Genomic DNA, 19,738 nt, shown 5'->3' with positions numbered 1-19,738 from the left:
TCGGGGTTGACGCTCAATCTCATGCCGCTAGGTTTATTGGCGTGATTAACGCACTCGCTGAACCGAAGACGCAAACCGACGTCCGGACTCCCGAGCTGGAGGACGGACAACATCTATGGCGGCTCGCGAAAGACACAGCCGTGCTCGATCTGAACTCCTCGTACTCGTACCTGCTGTGGTGCCGCGACTTCGCGGAGACCTCGGTGATCGCACGGATCGACGGAGAGCCCGCCGGCTTCATCACCGGGTACACCCGTCCGGAGAACCCGGACACCCTGATGATCTGGCAGGTCGCAGTCGATGAGAAGTTCCGTGGTCACGGACTCGCCTCCACCATGCTCCATGAGCTGGCTGACCACACCGGCGCTCTCCGCCTGGAGACGACGATCACCGCGGACAACGCGGCGTCCAACCGCCTGTTCCAGGCGTTCGCCGAGCAGCGCGGGGCCGGTTTCGACCGTCGCCCGCTGTTCACCCCGGACCTCTACCCGGACGGCCACGACACCGAGTACCTCTACGAGATCGCACCGCTGTAACGAGCCCCACCACGGCGCTGCGCGGACCCCCGGTGCACGGGAGAAGGCCGCGGCCGGCGTCAGGAGGCGGAAGAGATCGCTCGCCATGAGCGACTGCGACCACCGCCTCGGCGGCTGCACACGATGCAGCCGCACAATCAAGAAGTCGAAAGGACTCCAACGATGACCGAAAGCTCCACGACCACACCTTCTGGCAAGCCCGACATCTTCGAAACCCGCGAATCAGCCGTACGCAGCTACTGCCGCTCCTGGCCGGCCACCTTCGCCCGCTCGCAGGGCGCGAAGCAGTGGGACGAGGACGGCAACGAATACCTCGACTTCTTCTCCGGTGCCGGCGCACTCAACTACGGCCACAACAACCCGGCAGTGATGGGACCGCTCATCGAATACCTGCAGTCGGGTGCCGTCCTCCACTCGATGGATATGAAGACCCCGGCCAAGCGTGAGTTCCTCCAGACCTTCCAGGACCTCATCCTCAAGCCGCGCGGACTCGACTACTCGGTGATGTTCCCCGGTCCGACGGGCACCAACACCGTCGAGGCAGCCCTCAAGCTCGCCCGCAAGGTCACCGGACGTCAGCACATGCTCTCGTTCACCAACGCCTTCCACGGCATGACCCTGGGATCGCTGTCGGTGACCGGCAACTCGATGAAGCGCGAAGGCGCAGGCATCCCGCTGACCAACAGCTCGAAGATCCCCTACGACGACTACTTCGACGGCGAGACGCCGGACTTCCTGTGGCTGGAGAAGGTCCTCGAAGACTCCGGTTCGGGCGTCGACAAGCCCGCCGCAGTCATCGTCGAGACCGTCCAGGGCGAAGGCGGCCTGCGTGCCGCTCGCGCCGAATGGCTGCGCGCTCTGTCCGAGCTGACCAAGAAGCACGACATCCTCCTCATCGTCGATGACGTGCAGGCCGGCTGCGGCCGCACCGGTTCGTTCTTCAGCTTCGAAGAGGCCGGCATCGAGCCCGACATCGTCTGCCTGTCGAAGTCGATCTCCGGTTCGGGTCTGCCCCTGGCTCTGACCCTGTTCCGTCCCGAGCTCGATGTCTGGGAGCCCGGCGAGCACAACGGCACCTTCCGCGGAAACAACCCCGCGTTCGTGACCGCCACCGCCGCGATCAAGAACTTCTGGGCCGACAACTCCTTCCAGAACGAACTCGCCGACACTATCGCCGAGCTGCACCAGCGCCTCGACGGCATCGTCGAGAAGGCCGAGGGCGCCACCATCCGCGGCCGCGGACTGCTGGCCGGCCTCCACTTCGAAGACGCCGAAGTGGCCGAGAAGGTTGCAGCATACGCCTTCGAAAACGGCCTGCTCCTCGAGACCTCAGGGTCCCAGGACGAGGTCATCAAGATCATGCCGCCGCTGACGATCGACTCGCGCGATCTGCAGGCGGGCCTGGACATCATCGAGGCTGGAGTGGCCAAGTTCGCTCCCGCCGCTGCTGAGGCCGCACTGGCCTGACTCACCTCTGCCGGGCCGGCGCCGCACCCGTGGCGCCGGCCCGAGCTGTGGGCCGAACCGAACTCCGGTTCGATGGCCCAGCCGGGTCGGCGCGCACCGTCGAAACGCGACGGGAGTCCGTGACCCATCACCTGAACTTTCCCCGACCTTTCACGAAAGGACCACGAATGTACGTAGTCAACCGCGATGACCTCAATGACACCGACCGCGATGTGAAGTCCGAGACCTGGCGCAGCCGTCGCATGGTGCTCGGCAAGGAGCGCGTCGGATTCTCCTTCCACGACACCGTGATCTACGCCGGAACCACCTCGACGTTCCACTACCAGAACCACGTCGAAGCCGTGTACTGCGTGCAGGGCAAGGGCACGCTGACCGATCAGGAGACCGGTAAGGAATACCCGCTCCACGACGGCGTCATGTACCTCCTCGACGGACACGAGAAGCACACCGTCGTCGCCGAGGAAGAGCTGCGCATGGCCTGCGTGTTCAACCCGCCGGTCACCGGGCGTGAGGTCCACGACGAGAACGGCGTGTACCCGCTCATCGTCGAAGACGAAGCAGCACCCGCGAACTGATCGAGTTCCACTCGCCGAGGCTGCCGATCGTTGAGATCGACTGCTGAGGCACCGTGACGCCGAAGGGCGGCTCGGGCGATTGATCGCTCGAGCCGCCCTTTGCTGTCTGCGCATTCAACGCACCGACGTGCCGCCTGCGGGAAGTGACGCACAGATGTCGACTTCAACCGTGGTACTCTTCGGTCATACAACGTTCAACGATCAAAACCTGACGCTGCCGACAGAACTCTCACAGACTCCAACTCTGGCATTCCCCAGTTCACCCCGCTCTCCTATGGAGTCTCCATGAAGTTCATCAGGCGTGTGCTCGTTTCCGCTTTCGCTGCCCTGGCGCTTGTCGCCGGACCTGCGTTCTCTGCCGAAGCGGCAAGCATTTCCTTCGACGTTACGAAACTGTCAGCGGACAACCTCGTCGTCTCCAACACGAACTGCAAGAGCACCAATGTGTACATGAAGCACAAGAAGTCCGTGGTCGAAGATTGGTACGTCGATACCGAGGTCCATGGCCGATACGGCCCCTCGACCGATGCGTTCTTCAATTCCCATGGATCGACCAAGAAGGACCGCATCCAGGTCTGCCCCTCTTGGGATGGTCTCGGCAAGTACACGCTCGGCCCTTCGGAGGTCGCCGCCTATCACTACGGGTCCTACCCGTCATACAAGTACTCCGAGGTCGAACGCGCTGACTACACCAAAGGCTCGTTCTATGTCCGCGGCAAGGCCTATGCCTCGCTGTCGACCAAGCGCAGTGGCAAGACCGTCACTCTGACTTCGACGTCGAAGGTCTACAACCCGGGGAAGTACGGCAAGGTCAACTACAACCCGAAGGTGAAATTTCAGGTCAAGTCCGGCAGTAAGTGGAAGACACTGAAGACGGTCAAGCCCAAGAAGGGCAAAGCCACGTACAAGATCAAAACGAAGACGAAGAAGACTTACCGTGTCACCTTCAGTCAGGTCAGCTGGGCGACGGGAGCCACCTCGAAGTCAGTCAAGCGCTGACCGTCGCAGGAATGACTTGCGCTTTCAGGGCGATTCGTCTCTGGTGGACCGTTCCGAAAGCGCCGGTTCCTTCGCTTTGGCTCCACCCGGGGTACCGGTGACGACGTCCTCCTGTTACGGTGGCGGCACAACCCGATCTGCGGGGGCGATGAGCGCTCACGCCATCACTCCGGCAGACGGCACATAGCGAAGGAAGGAGAATTGATGACCGCAGTGTCCACTGCGACCGCAGCCACAGATCTCTATCCGACTCGCTCCGGCGAGACCACTGAGGTTCTCCCGCGCACGGGTCCGATCGTCTTCGGTTCCCCCGAAGACGGCCCCCTCGAGGCGGCGGAGCTCAAGCACTTCGAGGACACGGGCTATCTGACGATCGATCAGCTCATCACCCCCGAAGAGCTCAGACTCTTCACTGACGAGCTCCACAGGCTTTCGCACGACCCCGAGGTGAAGGCCGATGAGCGCACCGTCGTCGAAGCCGAGTCCGACGAGGTCCGGTCGATATTCGACATCCATCGCACCAATGAGATCTTCAGAAAGATCGCAAACGATCCGCGTCTCGTCGACCGCGCACGTCAGATCCTCGGAAGCGATGTCTATATCCATCAGAGCCGAATCAACTACAAGCCGGGATTCGTGGGTAAGGAGTTCTCCTGGCATTCGGACTTCGAGACCTGGCATGCTGAGGACGGAATGCCCGCTCCGCGCGCGGTGAGTCTCTCGCTGTCGCTGACGGACAACTACTCATACAATGGTCCGCTGATGATCATGCCCGGCTCGCACAAGCGCTACATCAGCTGTGTGGGAGGCACTCCCGAGGACAACTATCGGAAGTCGCTCATCATGCAGGGTGCAGGCACCCCGGATCGTCAGACTCTCACTGATTTCGCCGACGCATACGGCATCGACGTGCTTGAAGGTGCGGCCGGCGGAGCGATCATGTTCGACTCCAACTGCATGCATGCGTCGAACGGCAACGTCACTCCGTTCTCGCGCTCGAATATCTTCATCGTGTACAACTCGGTGGAGAATACCTGCGTGGAGCCCTACGCCGCGCCGAAGCCGCGTCCGGAGTTCGTCGGCAGCACGGACTTCACGCCTGCCGGTCGTTGACGCCACGCGCGCGAAGAATTCGGCCGCTGATGCCTCGCGCAGGCCTGACACAGGCCGTGGAGTGAGCGCATCAGCACAAGTGGGGCCCGGTGCCGCAGTCGCGGCGCCGGGCCCCTTTTGCACTCCCGGAGGATCTCGACGCATCGCGACTACTCGATGATCCTCAGGTCTGTCCCCCGCATCACCCCGCGGGATCCTTCGAATGATCCGATGGACCGGCCGTGACCGACCAGCCGGTCGCCTCGGCGAGGATGTCCGCCAATTCCGAGCGGTCAACACTCATCGGAACCTCCTGTTGAAATCCAGGGTGTGAATACACGTCGGGCGCTCCCGCGAACGGGGCGCCCGACGTGCTAGTTGGAGCAGAATGCTCGCGCCATCACTCGCTGTCGGAGCGTACCTTCTTGCCGCGATCCTGCCAGAATTTCGTCGTGGTGACCTCGTCCTCACCGTCCCAGGCGTCGACGTCGGTGTTGATGTACCTGAAGGTCGGCAGGTCGGTGCGCCGGAAGATCGGTTCCTGTCCGGCACGACGCTGGTCCGTGTAGTTCTTCAGGATTCGGAACACCAGTGGCGAGAGCATGAGCAGAGCGAACAGGTTGATCAGCGCCATGATCGCCATGAAGATGTCTGCCGCACTCCAGACGATGTCGAGCGCCGCGATGGACCCGATGAATACGGCCACCATGACAATGACCTGGTAGACCCGCAGCGCCGTTCTGCTCGTCGTCAGGTGCTCGATATTGGCCTCGCCGTAGTAGTAGTTGCCGAGGATCGACGAGAACGCGAAGAGGAAGATCGCGAAGGTGAGGAAGTGGATGGCCCATTGGCCGAGCTGTCCGCTCAGCGCGGTCTGGGTCAGCTGCATGCCTTCGGCCGAGCTGCCGTACTCGGGGTTCGACAGCAGGATGATGAACGCGGTGATCGAGCACACGAGGATCGTGTCGAAGTACACGCCGAGCGCCTGCACGAAGCCCTGCTTGGCCGGGTGAGAAGCCGAGGCGGTCGCCGCGGCGTTCGGCACCGAGCCGATGCCGGCCTCATTGGAGAACAGGCCGCGCTGCACGCCGACGAGCATGATCGAGCCGATCGCTCCGCCGGAGATCGAATGCATGCTGAATGCGTCGGTGAAAATGGTGCCGACCATCCCCGGAACGGCTTCGATGTTCATCGCCACGACGATGATCCCGACGATGAGGTAGAGGCCGGCCATGATCGGCACGAGGTAGGCGGAGACGTTCGAGATGCGCTTGGCTCCACCGGCGAAGATCGCATAAGCGCCGAGGGCGATGACCAGTCCGGTGATCGCAGTAAACATGAAGTTGGAATCCTCGACGCCGAATGATGTTCCCACCGCGTCGACGATGGAGTTCGACTGCACCGTATTGAAGACGATGCCGTAGGTGATGGCCACGATCACCGCGAAGATCAGCCCGAGCTTCTTCATCTTCAGCCCGTGCCTGATGTAGTACGCCGGACCTCCACGGAAGTTCGGGCCGTCCTTGAGCTTGTAGAGCTGTCCGAGGGCGGACTCGGCGAAGGCCGTGGCACCGCCGACGATCGCTGTCAGCCACATCCAGAACATCGCGCCGGGACCGCCGAGCGAGATCGCCAGTGCCACACCGGCGATGTTCGCTGTGCCCACGCGGGAGGCAGCGGAGATGGAGAAGGCGCGGAACGGAGAGATGTTCCGATTGCCTTCGGGGTCCCGTCCACCGGGTTCGACCAGCGTGCGGAACATCTCGGGCAGCAGCCGCAGCTGGACCACGCCCGTGCGGATGGTGAAATACAGGCCCGTGGGGATCAGGACCGCAACGAGAATGTATGACGAGAAAGTGTCGATACTGTCAAAGGCGCTCTGGAGCATCTCCATCGAACTGTGTCTCCTTCATCTGGCAATGCGTTGTGGGTCCTGCCCGGCGACAGCACGGGTTCCATCTGTCTTCCACCTCAGTCTGCCACTTATGCCCAACGCAGCCAGCCCTCAGGGGGTGCAAATCCATGATTCACGTCCCGTCCACCCGCCCATCATCGGGAACTTGCTCGCCGAGACTATTCTGGCCGCCATTGCACTCAATGCTCGGACGTCGTCACGACGCCTTGTGGCCACCCCGGAAGTCTCCGCAGAGGAGTTCTGAAATGCCCATCACCCTTCTCACCCCCCACCGCCGAACCCGCGCCTCGCCGCTCGAGGGCGAGGACCCATCGCCCCGACGATCAGTCTGCAGCCGTGCCCGATCCCGCCCGGGTCCGCATCCCGCCCCTGGTCATCGCCCACCGCGGCGCGTCGGCGAATTGGCCGGAGAACACGATCCCCGCATTCATGGCCGGCATCGACCAGGGGGCAGACATGATCGAGACCGATGTGCACATGAGCGCCGATGGTGAGCTCGTCATCATGCACGACGCGACCGTCGACCGCACCACCGACGCCCGCACGCTCTACCCGAATCGCACCGACCGTTCCATCGGCGGGATGAACGCCGCACAGATCGCCACGCTCGACGCCGGCGGATGGAAGGGGGAGGAGTTCGCGGGGATCCGTGTGCCCCGCCTCGCCGAGGTGCTCACCCTCGTCCACGACACACGCACCGGCCTGCTGCTCGAGGTCAAACATCCCGAACGCTATCCGGGAATCGCCGCAGCAATCGTGTCTGCCCTGCGCGCTCTGCCGAACTATCTCGACCGGGCCCTGGCCGCAGGCATGCTCGTCGTCCAGTCGGCGAACTGGGCGTTCATCCGCGAATTCCATGCCCTGGCACCCGAGGTCCCCGTCGGGGTGCTCGGCCGCCCGTGCCCGGATGAACTTGAGGACTTCGCCGAATGGGTCGACCAGATCAACCCCGAATTCTGCGCAGCCGACCCGGAATTCCTCATGATGATCCACGAGCTCGGCATGTCGAGCCTGGTGTGGACGGTCGACGAGCCCGCGGGGATGGATCGTGCCATCGACATCGGTGCCGACGGCATCATCACGAACACCCCCGACCGCCTCGTCGACATCGTCGAAGCCCTCTGAACTCCAGGATGCGAAGGCTCAGAGCGTCACGATGCGAGGGCCCGGCCACGGTCATTCGTGGGGTGCACGGGCCACGTGGCTCAGCTCCGTCTCCCACGTCGAGGGATCGGTCACGGGGAAGGACCGCCCGGTGACCTCCTCGGCGAGGATCCGGATGAAGTGATTCTTCGTTCCCGGCTGCAGCGGGGACACGTCGAGGGAGACGGTGTCGCGCAGCTCGTCGGGAGCACTGATCGTCTTCGCATCGCCCTTGACGATGACACTGAACGCGGTGCCCGCCTCAAGCCCGTCGATCTCGAAGGCGACGCGCGGGCGGCTGCGGATGGCGTCGACCTTGGTGCCCTCTCCGGTGCGGATGACGAGCGCGGAATGTTCGACGACGAAGTTCACCGGGAAGATCTCCGGGGCCTCGTCGACGATGACGGCAAGGCGGCCGACAGAAGTCGATCGCAGGCGTTCCCAGCATTCCTTGGCATCGAGCGTCCAGGTTGATTCGGCGTTCATCGTCGGCCTCCCGTTCGGCAGGGGCGGATACCGGGAGCGGCACCCTCACCACTGATTTCTACATATTGTAGAAGAATGTCGCGGGCAGGGGAAGAGGGTGCCGCCAATCGGATCGCACGGTCTCAGCAACGCGCTCACCCTCACCGAGGCGGCCCCGCCTCGGCGAGGTGCGTTCACTTCGGGTCGGCGGGGGTCTTCCGGCGCTGCGTCACTGCGTCGAAGGTGATGACCGCGAGACCGAAACTGCCGATCGTGAACACGAGCAGGCCCACCGGCCCGAATGGGTAGCCGCCGCCGAGGCCGGCGCCGAAGTCGACGGAGGTGATGGCGTACTGGCGGCAGAGGTAGAGGCCCGCGGCGATCGTGAGGAAGGTGAGGGTGTGCGCCAGGTGAGGGCGGGTGCGGCTGAGGTCGCGTCCCACGGCCGGCTGCTCTGCCGGCAGTGAGCGGGCGACCGCGACCGCGCGGAGAGCATAGACCGCGGCGACAGAGCCGAGGGCTGCGGCAACGGCGCCGATAACATCACCGGACTGCGACAGCAATGGTTCAGCCGTGATCGGCTGGCGCAGAATCCACACGACGATGATGGCGGCGACCACGGCGAAGAGGACGATCGCGGCGGCTCTGCCGCTGCGGGCCGCACGCTGCTCGAGGCGTCCCGTGTCTGTGCCGGCGGAGTCCGCGTCGACGTCCGTGTCACCGAGCGCAGCCCCGACTCGTGAGACCGTGACGGCCAGAACCTGGGCGACGATCAGCGGATAGATGAGGTCGGCGATGAAGTGAACAAGGCGGACGATGGCGAAGAGTCGTGATTCGACTTCGACGCTCGTGAATTGACCGGTGAAGACCGCGGCCAGAGCGGCGAACGCGAAGTAGAAGACGGTGATGACGAGGAAGACGCTGCGCGGAATCGACTTCAGGCTGCGCCCGAGGAGGACGGCGGCGACTCCGGCGATGAGGACGAGCACGATCTGGGCGAGACGGAGATCGGTCCCGCCGAAACCAGCCGAAGGCAGGGCCGTGCCCGCCATCTTCGATCCGATCCAGGTCGCGATGAAGACGACGAAAGCGCCGACCGTGATCGACAGAGTCTTGTCGTCCACGGGTGCGGGAGCGGTCTGCGGAGCCTCATCGTGTGCGGCTCCCGTGGCATCGTTCGGGGTGGGGCTCATGCCGTCATGATTCCATAAAGCCAGGTACCTTGCTATTTTCGACGGGCGGTTTCCGTGGTCGGGCCTCGCCCCGACCCGCGGGAAGTGAGACGCTGGGGGCATGCCGAACGAACTCGCTGCCTCAACCAGCCCCTACCTCCGCGCGCATGCCGACAATCCCGTGGACTGGCGGATGTGGACGCCGGAAACCCTCGCCGAGGCGGCCCGCCGAGACGTTCCCCTGCTCATCTCGATCGGGTACTCCACCTGCCATTGGTGCCACGTCATGGCACATGAGTCCTTCGAGGATGAGGCGGTCGCGAAGCTGATGAACGACCGGTTCGTTCCGATCAAGATCGATCGCGAGGAACTGCCGGACATCGACTCGTACTATATGAACGCGCTCCAGGCGATGACCGGGCAGGGCGGATGGCCGATGACGATCTTCGCCACGCCCGCCGGCAGCCCCTTCTACGCCGGCACGTATTTCCCGCCGGCTCCGCGCGGGAAACTGCCCGCGTTCACCCAGGTGCTCACCGCGGTGTCCCAGACGTGGACGGATCGCCGTGATGAAGTCGATCAGATGACCCGGCGGATGGACCGCGGACTGGCCGAGATGGCCGATGCCGTGACGAGTGCGCTGCCCGCCGAGGCGGCCGCCGAGTCCCTGAGCCCCGAGGAGCTCGATTCCGCAGCCGCGGCCCTCCTCGATTCCTATGACCCGGCGTGGGGCGGATTCGGCGGGGCGCCGAAGTTCCCGCCGATGATGAACGTCCTCCAACTCCTGGCCGCGTTCGTACGGTTGGGTGGGACAGCCTCGGCGAGCGGTTCGGGTGGCCCCGACCCGGCGGGCGGGGACGGCACCGCCGCCTCGGCGAGGGAATCGGACGACGGAGACGATGCCCACCCGATGGATCGGGTGCGCGCGGAGGGACGGCTCGGTTGGCTCGGCGCGGATGGGCACCTGACCGGGGAGCTCGTCCTCGACTGCCTCATCGCCGTCCGTGGGACGCTCGCGCGGATCGCCAGCGGCGGCATGCGTGACCAGGTGCGCGGCGGGATCGCCCGCTACAGCGTCGACCGGCAGTGGTTCGTGCCGCACTTCGAGAAGATGCTCTACGACAATGCCCTCTACCTGCGCGCCGTGGTCGCGTGGGCGAAGGTCGAACGCCGCCTCGACCCGAAGTCGAAATGGCTCGCACTGGCCGAACGCGAGATCGCTGACACCGCGAACTTCCTGGTCAGCGACTTGACGACCGAAGGCGGCTGCATCGCGGCCCTCGACGCGGATTCGCTCAACGAAGCAGGGGTGTCCGAGGAGGGCGCCGCCTACGTGTTCACTCCCGAGGAGTTCGCACAGGCGGGGCAGGCGGGTCTGCTCGGGCTCGTCGACTCGCCGGCCGGCGCGGAACTGTCCGGGCAGGTCGTCGCGGCCGTGCGCATCATCGACTGGCTCGGAATGGAGGACGTGCCCTTCGACGCCGATCATCCCGCGCCCTGGGACATCGAAGCGACACGACGTCAACGCGAAGTGCTCGCCGAGCTGCGGGCACGGCGTTCGCAGCCGGCCCGGGACGAAAAGATCATCACCGAATGGAATGCGCTGGCCGTCACCGCCCTCGCCGAGGCGACGCTGTACACGGGTGCGGGTGCTGAGGGCGCCGATGGCGCGGATTCGGACGGTGCGGGCGCGGATGGTGCAGGGTCGGATGGTGCGGATCCGAGAGAGTGGGGCAGGACCGCACTGCGGTTCTGGGAAGCGATGCACGAACGGTTCGAGCGGACGGGGGCGTCCGATTCAGTGGACGCAGCCGGCTCGGCCGGGTTCGATGTGCGGCGCAGCTTCACCGACGGAGAGCCGGGCCCAGGACGGGGCGGGCTTGCCGATCGGGCGCAATTCATCACCGCTGGGATCACGGTCCGGCAATTGCCGGGCGGGGCCGCCTCGGTGCCGGTGAATGTCCTGGTCACAGCGAGTGCGCAGATGCTCGATGACTTCACCGCCGGCGGTGAGGACGGGATCCTCGAGGTCGTCGATTCGCTCGGTGACGGAATCATCGACGTGAAGTCGGCGGACCCGGTGGACAACACCGTCCCCTCGGGTCGCTCGGCAGCTGCCGAGGTCGTGCTGCTGCTCGCCGAACTCGGCGTCGACGCGGTGGTGGGTGCAGATGCGTCCGCCGCGGCTGCGGGCGATGCGGGATCCGATGGCTCGGAGGCGACGAGCGGGAGTGCCCTGTTGGAGACGGGGAGGCTGCTCGAGCTGCGGGACCGACTCCTCGGCGTCTATCGGGCGCTGGCCGGTCAGGCTCCGCGCGGCTGCGGGCACGCACTCTGGCAGGCCGAACGGGCCCTCGGATCCGTGCGGGTCGCGACCACGGACGCCAGTCTGCGGGCAGCCGCGGCCCGGCACCCATCCCTCACCCTGCTCGCGGACTCGACCGGAGTGCCGGGACCGGACGGCGGCGAGGTCGCCGTCCCCGCGGGGACAGCGATCGTCTGCCGGGGTACGTCGTGCTCCCTGCCGGTTGGGACTGCTGCCGAACTCTCGGCACTGGTGGCCGGGTAACCGAGCCGGACGGGTAGCCGAGTTCAGCGGAAAGCCGAGCTCGACGGATTGCTGAGCCGGACGGATTGCTGAGTTCAGCGGAAAGCCGCGCGTCGCCTCGGGGACGGTCAGCTTTCCAGGCGGAGCTCGCGGTAGCGGTTGAGGGCGGCGGCGATCTCCTGCGCGCGGGGCCGGGTCAGATGGCCCGGGTGGTCGCGGTGGCCGGTGACTGCGTCGATGCCTTGGGCGTCGAGCATGCTCTCGAGCTCGGTGAGGGCTGTGGTCAGCGAGGTGCGTCCGTCGAAGACCTCAGCGAGGTGCTCGAGCGACTCGGCGACCCCGGCGGTCTGCTGGGCGTCGACGAGCTGAGCGACGGCGATGAGGTCGATGAAGCTGCGGCCGAACTGGATTCGATCGGAGCCCTTCGCACGGGCCGACTTCGTCTTCGACGATGGGCGCAGGGCCCGGGCCGTCGGTACGCGCGGTGACGTGACGAAACCGGGGTCGGACGCGTCCGAATCCGTGGCGAGGCCGTGGGCGGTGACACCGACGAGACGGTGCGCTTCTTCGGTGACCTCGCGGGGGACATAGGCATCGAGGGCGATGACGTGATCGGCGACCTCGAAGAACGCACTCGATCCGCCGGCGACGAGCACCGTGGAGACGCCCTGCCTGGTCAGCAGGGGGCGGACGCGGTCGACGAACGGGGTGATCGGTTCCCGCTCGGCAGGAATGAGGTTCCGCATGCGCTCGTCGCGGATCATGAAGTTCGTCGCCGAGGTGTCCTCGTCGATGAGCAGGGTCTGCGCCCCGGCTTCGATCGCTTCGACGAGGTTGGCCGCCTGTGAGGTCGACCCGCTCGCGTTCGTCGTCGAGAACGATCTCGTGTCAGTCCCCGACGGTAGGTTGTTGATGAACGCCGAGATGTCGTCGCCGGTCACGGCCCGACCGTCCTCGGCTCGGATGGAGGTGGCAGAAGGGTCGCTGATGACCCACTCGCGTCCGTCGCCCGCGATATGCGGGTAGACACCGCGTTCGAGAGCGCGCAGAATCGTCGACTTGCCGTGGTACCCGCCGCCGACGATGACGGTGACACCACGGGGAATGCCCATACCGGTGAGGCTGCGCCCGCTCGACAGATCGACCGTGTGCTCGAGTTCCGGAGGGGAGGTGAAGGAGACTGCAGTCTCGACATCCATCGGCCGGTCCGAATCCCCGGAGACACGCGGCAGGACCGCACCATTGCCGATGAATCCGACCAGCCCGACCTCGCCGAGGTGATCGCGCAGTTCCAACTGATCCCTGTGCAGCTGGACGTGCGCCTCCAGGTCGTGGGCGGACGGGGAGCCGGACGCCGGCCAGCTGTCGAAGAGGAACAGTGCTTCGGCGAGCTTCGGAAGGTCGCGGGTGAGGATGTCGGCGGCCTGATGGCCGAGGATGCGCCGACCGCGGGCCGGCAGATTGACCAGCAGCCGTGCCTCGAAGCCGGCATCGTCGATGAGGATGTTCGTCCTCTCGAGGATCTCCTGACCCGGCTGGCCGAGGATGAGGGCGCGCTGTTTGAGGTCTGCGAGGATCATGTTGCCGGCCCGCAGAAGATAGTCGGCCGCAACGATCCGGTCGGCACGATCGGTGGTCAGTTCCGGCGGGAGCTTGGCATCGGCCCGGTCGACTCGGACGCGGACCTTCGACGGTGACGCGAAGGGATCGGCCTGGATGCGGTCGATGAAGAGCGTCACCGGTCCGAAGCTGTAGCGGCCGCGGATCTGCTTGAGATTGCCGTAGCTGCGACCGTCGAGGCTGTGCAGAGTGGATGCGAGATTCGACTGACGTGAACTCATTGGACACATGCTACTGGTTGGAGATGACTGCTTACTCGCCCCCTTCGGGTCCGATGCCGTAGAACTGCGCCGCATTGGACCAGAACACGGCATCGGACTCGGAGGCAGTGAGGACTTCGCGGATGAGCGCGAAGTCGGCAGCGGCGAAGGGTCTGCGGGCACGGGTCGACGGCAGGTCCGTGCCCACCATCAGTGCGCCCGGGTCCGTGTCGACGATGCGGCGGACAACCTCGGCGGGATCGAGCTCCACCCGCCCGAAACCGGTGGCCTTGACCTTCACCCCGGCCTCGACGAGGCGCAGCAGAGTGGGCAGACCCTCGGCGTGCATGCCGAGGTGGTCGATGCTCACAGCCGGCAGGGAGGCGATGCGGGAGGCGAGCTCGGCATCGATGGTGCGTGCGTCGATGTAGAGCTCCGCATGCCAGCCGACGAGGTCGAAGACCCGGCGGGCGAAGGTGTCGAGAGCCTCGAGAGCGGTGGAACCGCCACGGGCGATGTTGAAGCGCAGCGCCCTGACGCCGGCGACGTCGAGGGCACGGATCTGATCGTCGCTGGTCTCAGCCGGCAGCTGGGTGACGCCGACATAGTTCGGGCCGAGTTCGCGCAGCGCGGCGAGGAGATACCCCTGATCGAAGCCCTGGAACGAACCGGAGACCACAGCACCGCCGGCGACCTCGACTCCGACCTCCGCCAGGCTCTGCAGGCGGGATCGGTAGTCGGCGACAGTGAACGGGTCCGGCAGATAGCCGTTGTTCTCGATCAGCGGATGATCCCGGTCGATGATATGCAGGTGCGCGTCGAAAGCACGCTGAAGCTCTCCCATGAAACCAACCTACCGAACCCGCGCATGGGGGCCGACAGTCGGCTCGGGAAGATACACCGTGCCGCCCGCAGCGAGGAACTCGCGGCTCTTCTCCTGCATGCCTGCCAGCGCGGCCTGCGCCTCGGCACTGCCGTAGGTGTCACGGATGTCCTGGGAGATGCGCATCGAGCAGAACTTCGGCCCGCACATCGAACAGAAGTGGGCCGTCTTCGCCGGTTCCGCCGGCAGCGTCTCGTCGTGGAACGCCTCGGCGGTCTCCGGATCGAGGCCGAGGGCGAACTGATCGCGCCACCGGAACTCGAACCGTGCCTTCGACAGTGCATCGTCTCTGGCAGTCGCGCCTGGGTGGCCCTTCGCAACATCGGCGGCGTGAGCGGCGATCTTGTAGGTGATGACCCCGGTCTTGACGTCGTCGCGGTCGGGCAGGCCGAGGTGCTCCTTCGGGGTGACGTAGCAGAGCATCGCCGTGCCGTAGCGGGCGATTTCGGTCGCCCCGATCGCCGAAGTGATGTGATCGTAGCCGGGTGCGATGTCAGTCACGAGCGGACCCAAGGTGTAGAAGGGGGCGCCGTGGCAGAGCTTCTGCTGGCGTTCGACGTTCTCGCGCACCAGGTGGAGCGGAATGTGCCCAGGGCCTTCGACCATGACCTGGACGTCGTGGGCCCACGCGCGTTCGGTGAGTTCGGCGAGGGTGTCGAGCTCGGCGAACTGGGCGGCGTCGTTGGCATCGGCGATCGAGCCCGGCCGCAGCCCGTCGCCGAGTGAGAACGCGACGTCGTAGCGGGCGAAGATCTCGCAGAGTTCGTCGAAGTGGGTGTAGAGGAAGTTCTCCTCATGGTGGGCTAAGCACCAGCCAGCCATGATGGAGCCTCCGCGGGAGACCATCCCGGTGACCCTGTTGGCCGTGAGCGGCACGTAGCGCAGCAGCACGCCGGCATGGACGGTCATGTAGTCCACGCCCTGCTCGCACTGCTCAATGACGGTGTCCCGATAGATCTCCCAGGTCAGAGCGTTCGCCTCGCCGTCGACCTTCTCCAGGGCCTGGTAGATCGGGACGGTGCCGATGGGGATGGGGGAGTTGCGGATGATCCACTCTCGGGTGGTGTGGATGTCGTTTCCGGTCGAGAGGTCCATGAGGGTGTCGGCACCCCACTTCGCGGCCCATCGCAGCTTCTGCACCTCCTCGGCGATGGAGCTGGTGACCGCGGAATTGCCGATGTTCGCGTTGATTTTCACAAGGAAGGCCTTGCCGATGATCATCGGTTCGGACTCGGGATGGTTGATGTTGTTCGGGATGATCGCGCGGCCGGCGGCGAGCTCCGAGCGGACGAGCTCGACATCGCACTGCTCGCGCAGGGCGACGAAGCGCATCTCCGGGGTGATGATGCCTTCCCGGGCGTAGTGCATCTGGGTCACGGTCCGGCCGGGCTTGGCCCGGAGTGGGACCGGTTTGCGACCCCTCCACTGCTGTGAGGGCGCTCCGCGGCGCACGGCAGCGCGACCGTCATCGGCGATGCGGTGTCCGCGGGCGGCGTAGGTTTCGGTGTCGAGGCGGCCCTCGATCCAGGGGAACCGCAGTGCCGGCAGTCCTTCCTCGGGGACGCTGCCAGGGCCGACGGTGCGGTAGACGTGGACGGGAGCGTTGGTCCGTCCGTCGGAGTCCTCGAGTTCGATGCGGGTGACGGGAACGCGGATGTCGTGCTCGGCATCCTCGAGCCACGCCGGAGAATGCGTCGGATACTGCTCGATCGTGAAATCGTTCGTGGAGTTCTTCGCATTGGGCACGGTGGCCGAAGCCGTGGCAGGGACAGGTGTTTCAGGGGTGAACGCAGTCATCTGCAGTCCTCGCTTCCTACGCCGGTATCAACCGGATCAGGTTCTACGGTCTCGGACGATCCAGTCCGATCTCAGCCCTTCTGCAGGGCTCCCGTGGGGTCGTGCAATTCGTATCACGTCGACAGCGGTGAGGACAAACCCCGCCGAGGCGGGGGTGCTTCCACGGAGGGTGCCTCCACGGAGGACAACAGCTCCAGCGAAACGACGCTGCCGCATCAGTTCTGCAGGAGCATCAGCCTTGGAGGAACGTCGTCGCGGCTCTGCCGAGGGCGACGACATCGGCGACCGCGACCATTTCGCGGGCCGAATGCATCGAATACAGGGCCGGGCCCACGTCGACGGTCGTCATGCCCAGGCGTGTCGCCGTGAGCGGACCGATTGTCGACCCGCACGGCATCGCATTGTTCGACACGAAGTCTTGGTAGTCGACGCCGGCGGCCGTGCACGCCCGCGACCACACTGCGGTGCCCACAGCATCCGTGGCGTACCGCTGCTGAGCGTTGAGTTTGAGCAGCGGACCGCCGCCGAGGCGGGGACGCACATGCGGATCATGGCGTTCCGGATAGTTCGGGTGAGCGGCATGCCCGGCGTCCGATGACACGCACACCGATGCCGCCAGCGACGCCAGATAGTCGCTGCGCGTCGAGTCCGGCAGCAGAGAGGCGATGATGCGTTCGGTGACATCGGCGAGGAACGGTCCGCACGCACCGGAGCGTGAGTTCGACCCGATCTCCTCGTGGTCGAAGGCGGCGAAGAGCGCAATGCCTTCGACCGAGTCGGCGTCGAGACTCGTCAGTGCAGTGACCCCGGCATGGACGGACAGAAGGTTGTCCAACCTCGGCGAGGCGAAGAACTCCTCACGTGCACCGAAAAGCGCCGGCTCCTGGGTGGGGACGGTGTACACGTCGTGACCGACCACCGCCTCGGGATCGACCTCGGCGGAAGCGGCGAGCAGTTCGATGACGTCGGCCTCGGCGAGATCGGCCAAGCCGATCACGGGAGCGGTGTGACGCTGCTTGTCCAAGGCCAGACCGTCATTGACCTGCCGGTCGAGGTGGATTGCCAGCTGCGGAATGCGCGCGATCGGACCGGTGCGGGCGAGCACGACCCGGCCGTCGGCGAGGCTGAGGCGACCGGCGAACGCGAGTTCCCGGTCGAGCCAGGAATTCAGCAGCGGACCGCCGTAGATCTCCACTCCGACCTGGCGCATGCCCTCGGCGGTGTATTCGTCCCCGGGTTTGAGTTTGAAGGCCGGGGAATCCGTGTGGGATCCGAACACGCGGAACCCGGGGACTGCCTCGGCGGTGGTCGTGGGATTCATCCACGCGATGATCGCACCGTCGCGGACGACGAAATGGCCGGATCCGGGCGTCAACGCCCATGCGCTCGCCTCATCGAGGCGGGAGAAACCGGCCTGCTCCAAACGGGCGGCTGCGGTGGCTACGGCGTGGTAGGAGCTGGGGGAGGCACTGACGAAGTCGCCGAGGTCGGCCGCTGTCTGCGCGGCGACAACCGGGTCCGGGTGTGATTCACTCATTTCCCCAGCCTATCGTTTGCGGTAGTTTGGATGACAAGGAACAAGGCCTCAGGCACCGGTCAGACATCGGTTCCGAGGGTAAGGCGGCGGCAGGGATCCTGCGCCCGCAACAGCAACGGCAAGGAGTGTTCGACGTGAACCAGTTCGTGACGGAGTGGAACACCTGGCGCGACTCACGGAACTCGGCACTGGCGAAACCGTTCGGCTGGCTCAGCGTCGTCGGACTGCACTGGCTCGACGTCGAGTCCACCTGGCCCGATGCCCCCGGCACCTTCACCGTCGAGGACGGCTGGGTCACCGTCGCCCTCGACTCCGGAATCAATGCCGGTCCCGCTGCCGAGACCTTCGACCTGCTGAGCCAAGCCGCCGGCGGCGGTGCGGGTGCCGGGACAGGCGGCGGTGCGGTCCGAGCGACGAGCCCCTCGGTGCCCAGCGACACCTCGACCCTGCCTGCTGTGACAGACCACGCCGCCACAGGAGCTTCTGCCGCTGACAACGCCTCCGCAGATGCCGGTGCGGCCGAGGCCGGAACCGCGGGTCATGACTCGGCCCCAGCCCGACCGCAGGTGCGTGTCGAGGACAACGGCTTCACCGCGAAGCTGCCGGCCGGGGGATCGCTCAACTGGTTCACCGTCGGCAATGTCCTCTACGAGCTCATCGACCGGGGCGGCCGCCTCGGTGTGCGTGTGCGCGATTCGAAATCGCCGCTGCTGGGCAAATTCTTCGAAGTCCCGGTCTTCGACCCGAACCCAGACTTCGTCTTCCTCGCCCGGTTCACCCGGTTCGACCCGTTCCCGACCCATACGATCGAAACCGCGCAGGAGGATCTGCAGCTGCAGACCCAAGCCGCGGGAACCGTGACCTTCGAAACTCAGCAGGGCGAGGTCACACTGCTTGCCACCGGGTGCCCGAAGACCGGGCTCCACCTGGACTTCCACGATGGAACGAACGGGGCAACCACTTCGGCGTGGCGGACGATCGACCTCGGAGTGCCGAATCAGGACGGCTCGCTCGTCATCGATTTCAACCGCGCGGTCAACTACCCCTTCGCGTTCACCTCGTTCGCGACCTGCCCCGCCCCGATCGAGGGCAACGTCGTGCCCTTCGAGGTCACGGCGGGTGAGCGGCGTCCCCCGTTCTTCTTCTCGGAAGCCGGGATCAACGTGCCGTTCCTGTTCTACGTGTGGTGGGACGAAGAGAGCGCCGAGGTGACCCGGCCCTGGTACTCCCGGTTCGGCCTCGACATCACGGTCCTCAACCCGAACCACGATGACGGTCGGGTCTCGCTCGTCGGCTTCGACGGAGTCGCGATGTCCGGCGGCGACCTCAGCCCGCTGGGGCGCAAGGCCCGATCGCGGCTCATCGACGTCGCCACCGAAGCGCTGACCTCACGGATCCCGGTCATCGGCATCGGAGCGTACTCGGCGTTCGTCATTCAGGCCCAGCGGGAACTGCGCTCGCAGCAGGGCTACAACGACGGCATCGAGGTCGAATACCAGGCGCCGGACGATCGTCTGCTCATCGTGATGAATAACGAACTCGAACCGCAGCAGGCCGGGTTCGATGTCGTCCACACCGACGCCAGTGGGCTGCTGTATGTGGAGATGCCCTTCGACATTCCGCTCGAATCCGAGCTCACCGAGGTCGAGGATTTCGAAGCCGCGCTGCAGGCCGACGCTCCGATCACCAGCTGGCAGGAATTCGACTTCCGCATGGTCCACCTCATCCGCGGCCACCGCTGACCACCCCCAGAACTACCTGACGGCGGCCCAGCAACTTCGCGCGAGGT

Annotated in this window: 15 protein-coding genes and 1 riboswitch; of the genes, 8 read left to right on the top strand and 7 right to left on the bottom strand. The window is 65.5% G+C overall.

Annotated features, from left to right (window positions below; translation table 11 throughout):
* Window positions 1-41 precede the first annotated feature (41 nt).
* From ectA to thpD, 5 genes are all read left to right on the top strand, one after another.
* Complete coding sequence (gene ectA, locus ACPUD7_RS08970) at window positions 42-536, top strand: diaminobutyrate acetyltransferase (RefSeq protein WP_276606436.1); 495 nt, start codon at window positions 42-44, stop codon at window positions 534-536.
* A gap of 162 nt (window positions 537-698) precedes the next feature.
* Window positions 699-2,003, top strand: a complete 1,305-nt coding sequence (gene ectB, locus ACPUD7_RS08965; RefSeq protein ID WP_425119697.1) for a diaminobutyrate--2-oxoglutarate transaminase — start codon at window positions 699-701, stop codon at window positions 2,001-2,003.
* Between the two features lie 167 nt (window positions 2,004-2,170).
* The gene (locus ACPUD7_RS08960; protein ID WP_370036166.1) at window positions 2,171-2,578 is read left to right on the top strand and encodes an ectoine synthase; all 408 of its coding nucleotides are present in this window, start codon (window positions 2,171-2,173) and stop codon (window positions 2,576-2,578) included.
* Window positions 2,579-2,863: 285 nt separating this feature from the next.
* Entirely contained in the window at window positions 2,864-3,577 is a 714-nt protein-coding gene (locus ACPUD7_RS08955) for a hypothetical protein (RefSeq protein ID WP_425119696.1), read from the top strand.
* 204 nt (window positions 3,578-3,781) lie between these two features.
* Window positions 3,782-4,690 carry an ectoine hydroxylase gene (gene thpD, locus ACPUD7_RS08950; protein WP_425119695.1) on the top strand — a complete coding sequence of 303 codons (909 nt, stop codon included), beginning with the start codon at window positions 3,782-3,784 and terminating at the stop codon, window positions 4,688-4,690.
* 379 nt (window positions 4,691-5,069) lie between these two features.
* On the opposite strand, the gene ACPUD7_RS08945 is transcribed toward thpD, so the two are convergent.
* Window positions 5,070-6,563, bottom strand: a complete 1,494-nt coding sequence (locus tag ACPUD7_RS08945; RefSeq protein ID WP_425119694.1) for an alanine/glycine:cation symporter family protein — start codon at window positions 6,561-6,563, stop codon at window positions 5,070-5,072.
* A gap of 357 nt (window positions 6,564-6,920) precedes the next feature.
* On the opposite strand from ACPUD7_RS08945, the gene ACPUD7_RS08940 reads away from it, so the two are divergent.
* On the top strand, window positions 6,921-7,709 hold the full coding sequence (locus tag ACPUD7_RS08940; RefSeq protein ID WP_425119693.1) for a glycerophosphodiester phosphodiesterase: 789 nt from the start codon (window positions 6,921-6,923) through the stop codon (window positions 7,707-7,709).
* A 51-nt stretch (window positions 7,710-7,760) separates the two neighbouring features.
* On the opposite strand, the gene ACPUD7_RS08935 is transcribed toward ACPUD7_RS08940, so the two are convergent.
* The gene (locus ACPUD7_RS08935; RefSeq protein WP_135540741.1) at window positions 7,761-8,213 is read right to left on the bottom strand and encodes a pyridoxamine 5'-phosphate oxidase family protein; all 453 of its coding nucleotides are present in this window, start codon (window positions 8,211-8,213) and stop codon (window positions 7,761-7,763) included.
* Window positions 8,214-8,386: 173 nt separating this feature from the next.
* Window positions 8,387-9,385: a hypothetical protein gene (locus tag ACPUD7_RS08930; protein ID WP_425119692.1), complete on the bottom strand. Its 999-nt coding sequence runs from the start codon at window positions 9,383-9,385 to the stop codon at window positions 8,387-8,389.
* 100 nt (window positions 9,386-9,485) lie between these two features.
* Here ACPUD7_RS08930 and ACPUD7_RS08925 point away from each other — a divergent pair, with 100 nt between their 5' ends.
* Window positions 9,486-11,933: a thioredoxin domain-containing protein gene (locus tag ACPUD7_RS08925; RefSeq protein WP_425119691.1), complete on the top strand. Its 2,448-nt coding sequence runs from the start codon at window positions 9,486-9,488 to the stop codon at window positions 11,931-11,933.
* Between the two features lie 107 nt (window positions 11,934-12,040).
* Here ACPUD7_RS08925 and ACPUD7_RS08920 read toward each other — a convergent pair whose 3' ends face one another.
* From ACPUD7_RS08920 to ACPUD7_RS08905, 4 genes are all read right to left on the bottom strand, one after another.
* On the bottom strand, window positions 12,041-13,753 hold the full coding sequence (locus tag ACPUD7_RS08920) for an ABC-ATPase domain-containing protein (RefSeq protein WP_425119690.1): 1,713 nt from the start codon (window positions 13,751-13,753) through the stop codon (window positions 12,041-12,043).
* A 31-nt stretch (window positions 13,754-13,784) separates the two neighbouring features.
* Complete coding sequence (locus ACPUD7_RS08915) at window positions 13,785-14,576, bottom strand: amidohydrolase family protein (RefSeq protein ID WP_425119689.1); 792 nt, start codon at window positions 14,574-14,576, stop codon at window positions 13,785-13,787.
* Between the two features lie 9 nt (window positions 14,577-14,585).
* Window positions 14,586-16,412: a phosphomethylpyrimidine synthase ThiC gene (gene thiC / locus ACPUD7_RS08910; protein ID WP_425119688.1), complete on the bottom strand. Its 1,827-nt coding sequence runs from the start codon at window positions 16,410-16,412 to the stop codon at window positions 14,586-14,588.
* Window positions 16,408-16,516: riboswitch (TPP riboswitch) on the bottom strand. (Overlaps the previous gene by 5 nt.)
* A gap of 128 nt (window positions 16,517-16,644) precedes the next feature.
* Window positions 16,645-17,949, bottom strand: a complete 1,305-nt coding sequence (locus ACPUD7_RS08905; RefSeq protein ID WP_135540751.1) for a M18 family aminopeptidase — start codon at window positions 17,947-17,949, stop codon at window positions 16,645-16,647.
* Window positions 17,950-18,083: 134 nt separating this feature from the next.
* On the opposite strand from ACPUD7_RS08905, the gene ACPUD7_RS08900 reads away from it, so the two are divergent.
* Window positions 18,084-19,691: a DUF1684 domain-containing protein gene (locus ACPUD7_RS08900; protein ID WP_240689941.1), complete on the top strand. Its 1,608-nt coding sequence runs from the start codon at window positions 18,084-18,086 to the stop codon at window positions 19,689-19,691.
* Window positions 19,692-19,738: the final 47 nt, after the last annotated feature.

Source organism: Brevibacterium sp. FAM 24630 (assembly GCF_049804075.1).
Taxonomy (GTDB): Bacteria; Actinomycetota; Actinomycetes; order Actinomycetales; family Brevibacteriaceae; genus Brevibacterium.
Note: the sequence above shows the minus strand (reverse complement) of the source record. Positions and strands in the feature narration are given on the sequence as shown.

What these genes read in the sequence shown, in the direction of transcription:
- ectB (WP_425119697.1), top strand. Translation starts at nt 699, where the DNA reads ATGACCGAAAGCTCCACGACCACACCTTCTGGCAAGCCCGACATCTTC.
- ACPUD7_RS08960 (WP_370036166.1), top strand. Translation starts at nt 2,171, where the DNA reads ATGTACGTAGTCAACCGCGATGACCTCAATGACACCGACCGCGATGTG.
- ACPUD7_RS08955 (WP_425119696.1), top strand. Translation starts at nt 2,864, where the DNA reads ATGAAGTTCATCAGGCGTGTGCTCGTTTCCGCTTTCGCTGCCCTGGCG.
- thpD (WP_425119695.1), top strand. Translation starts at nt 3,782, where the DNA reads ATGACCGCAGTGTCCACTGCGACCGCAGCCACAGATCTCTATCCGACT.
- ACPUD7_RS08945 (WP_425119694.1), bottom strand. Translation starts at nt 6,563, where the DNA reads ATGGAGATGCTCCAGAGCGCCTTTGACAGTATCGACACTTTCTCGTCA.
- ACPUD7_RS08935 (WP_135540741.1), bottom strand. Translation starts at nt 8,213, where the DNA reads ATGAACGCCGAATCAACCTGGACGCTCGATGCCAAGGAATGCTGGGAA.
- ACPUD7_RS08930 (WP_425119692.1), bottom strand. Translation starts at nt 9,385, where the DNA reads ATGAGCCCCACCCCGAACGATGCCACGGGAGCCGCACACGATGAGGCT.
- ACPUD7_RS08925 (WP_425119691.1), top strand. Translation starts at nt 9,486, where the DNA reads ATGCCGAACGAACTCGCTGCCTCAACCAGCCCCTACCTCCGCGCGCAT.
- ACPUD7_RS08920 (WP_425119690.1), bottom strand. Translation starts at nt 13,753, where the DNA reads ATGAGTTCACGTCAGTCGAATCTCGCATCCACTCTGCACAGCCTCGAC.
- ACPUD7_RS08915 (WP_425119689.1), bottom strand. Translation starts at nt 14,576, where the DNA reads ATGGGAGAGCTTCAGCGTGCTTTCGACGCGCACCTGCATATCATCGAC.
- thiC (WP_425119688.1), bottom strand. Translation starts at nt 16,412, where the DNA reads ATGACTGCGTTCACCCCTGAAACACCTGTCCCTGCCACGGCTTCGGCC.
- ACPUD7_RS08905 (WP_135540751.1), bottom strand. Translation starts at nt 17,949, where the DNA reads ATGAGTGAATCACACCCGGACCCGGTTGTCGCCGCGCAGACAGCGGCC.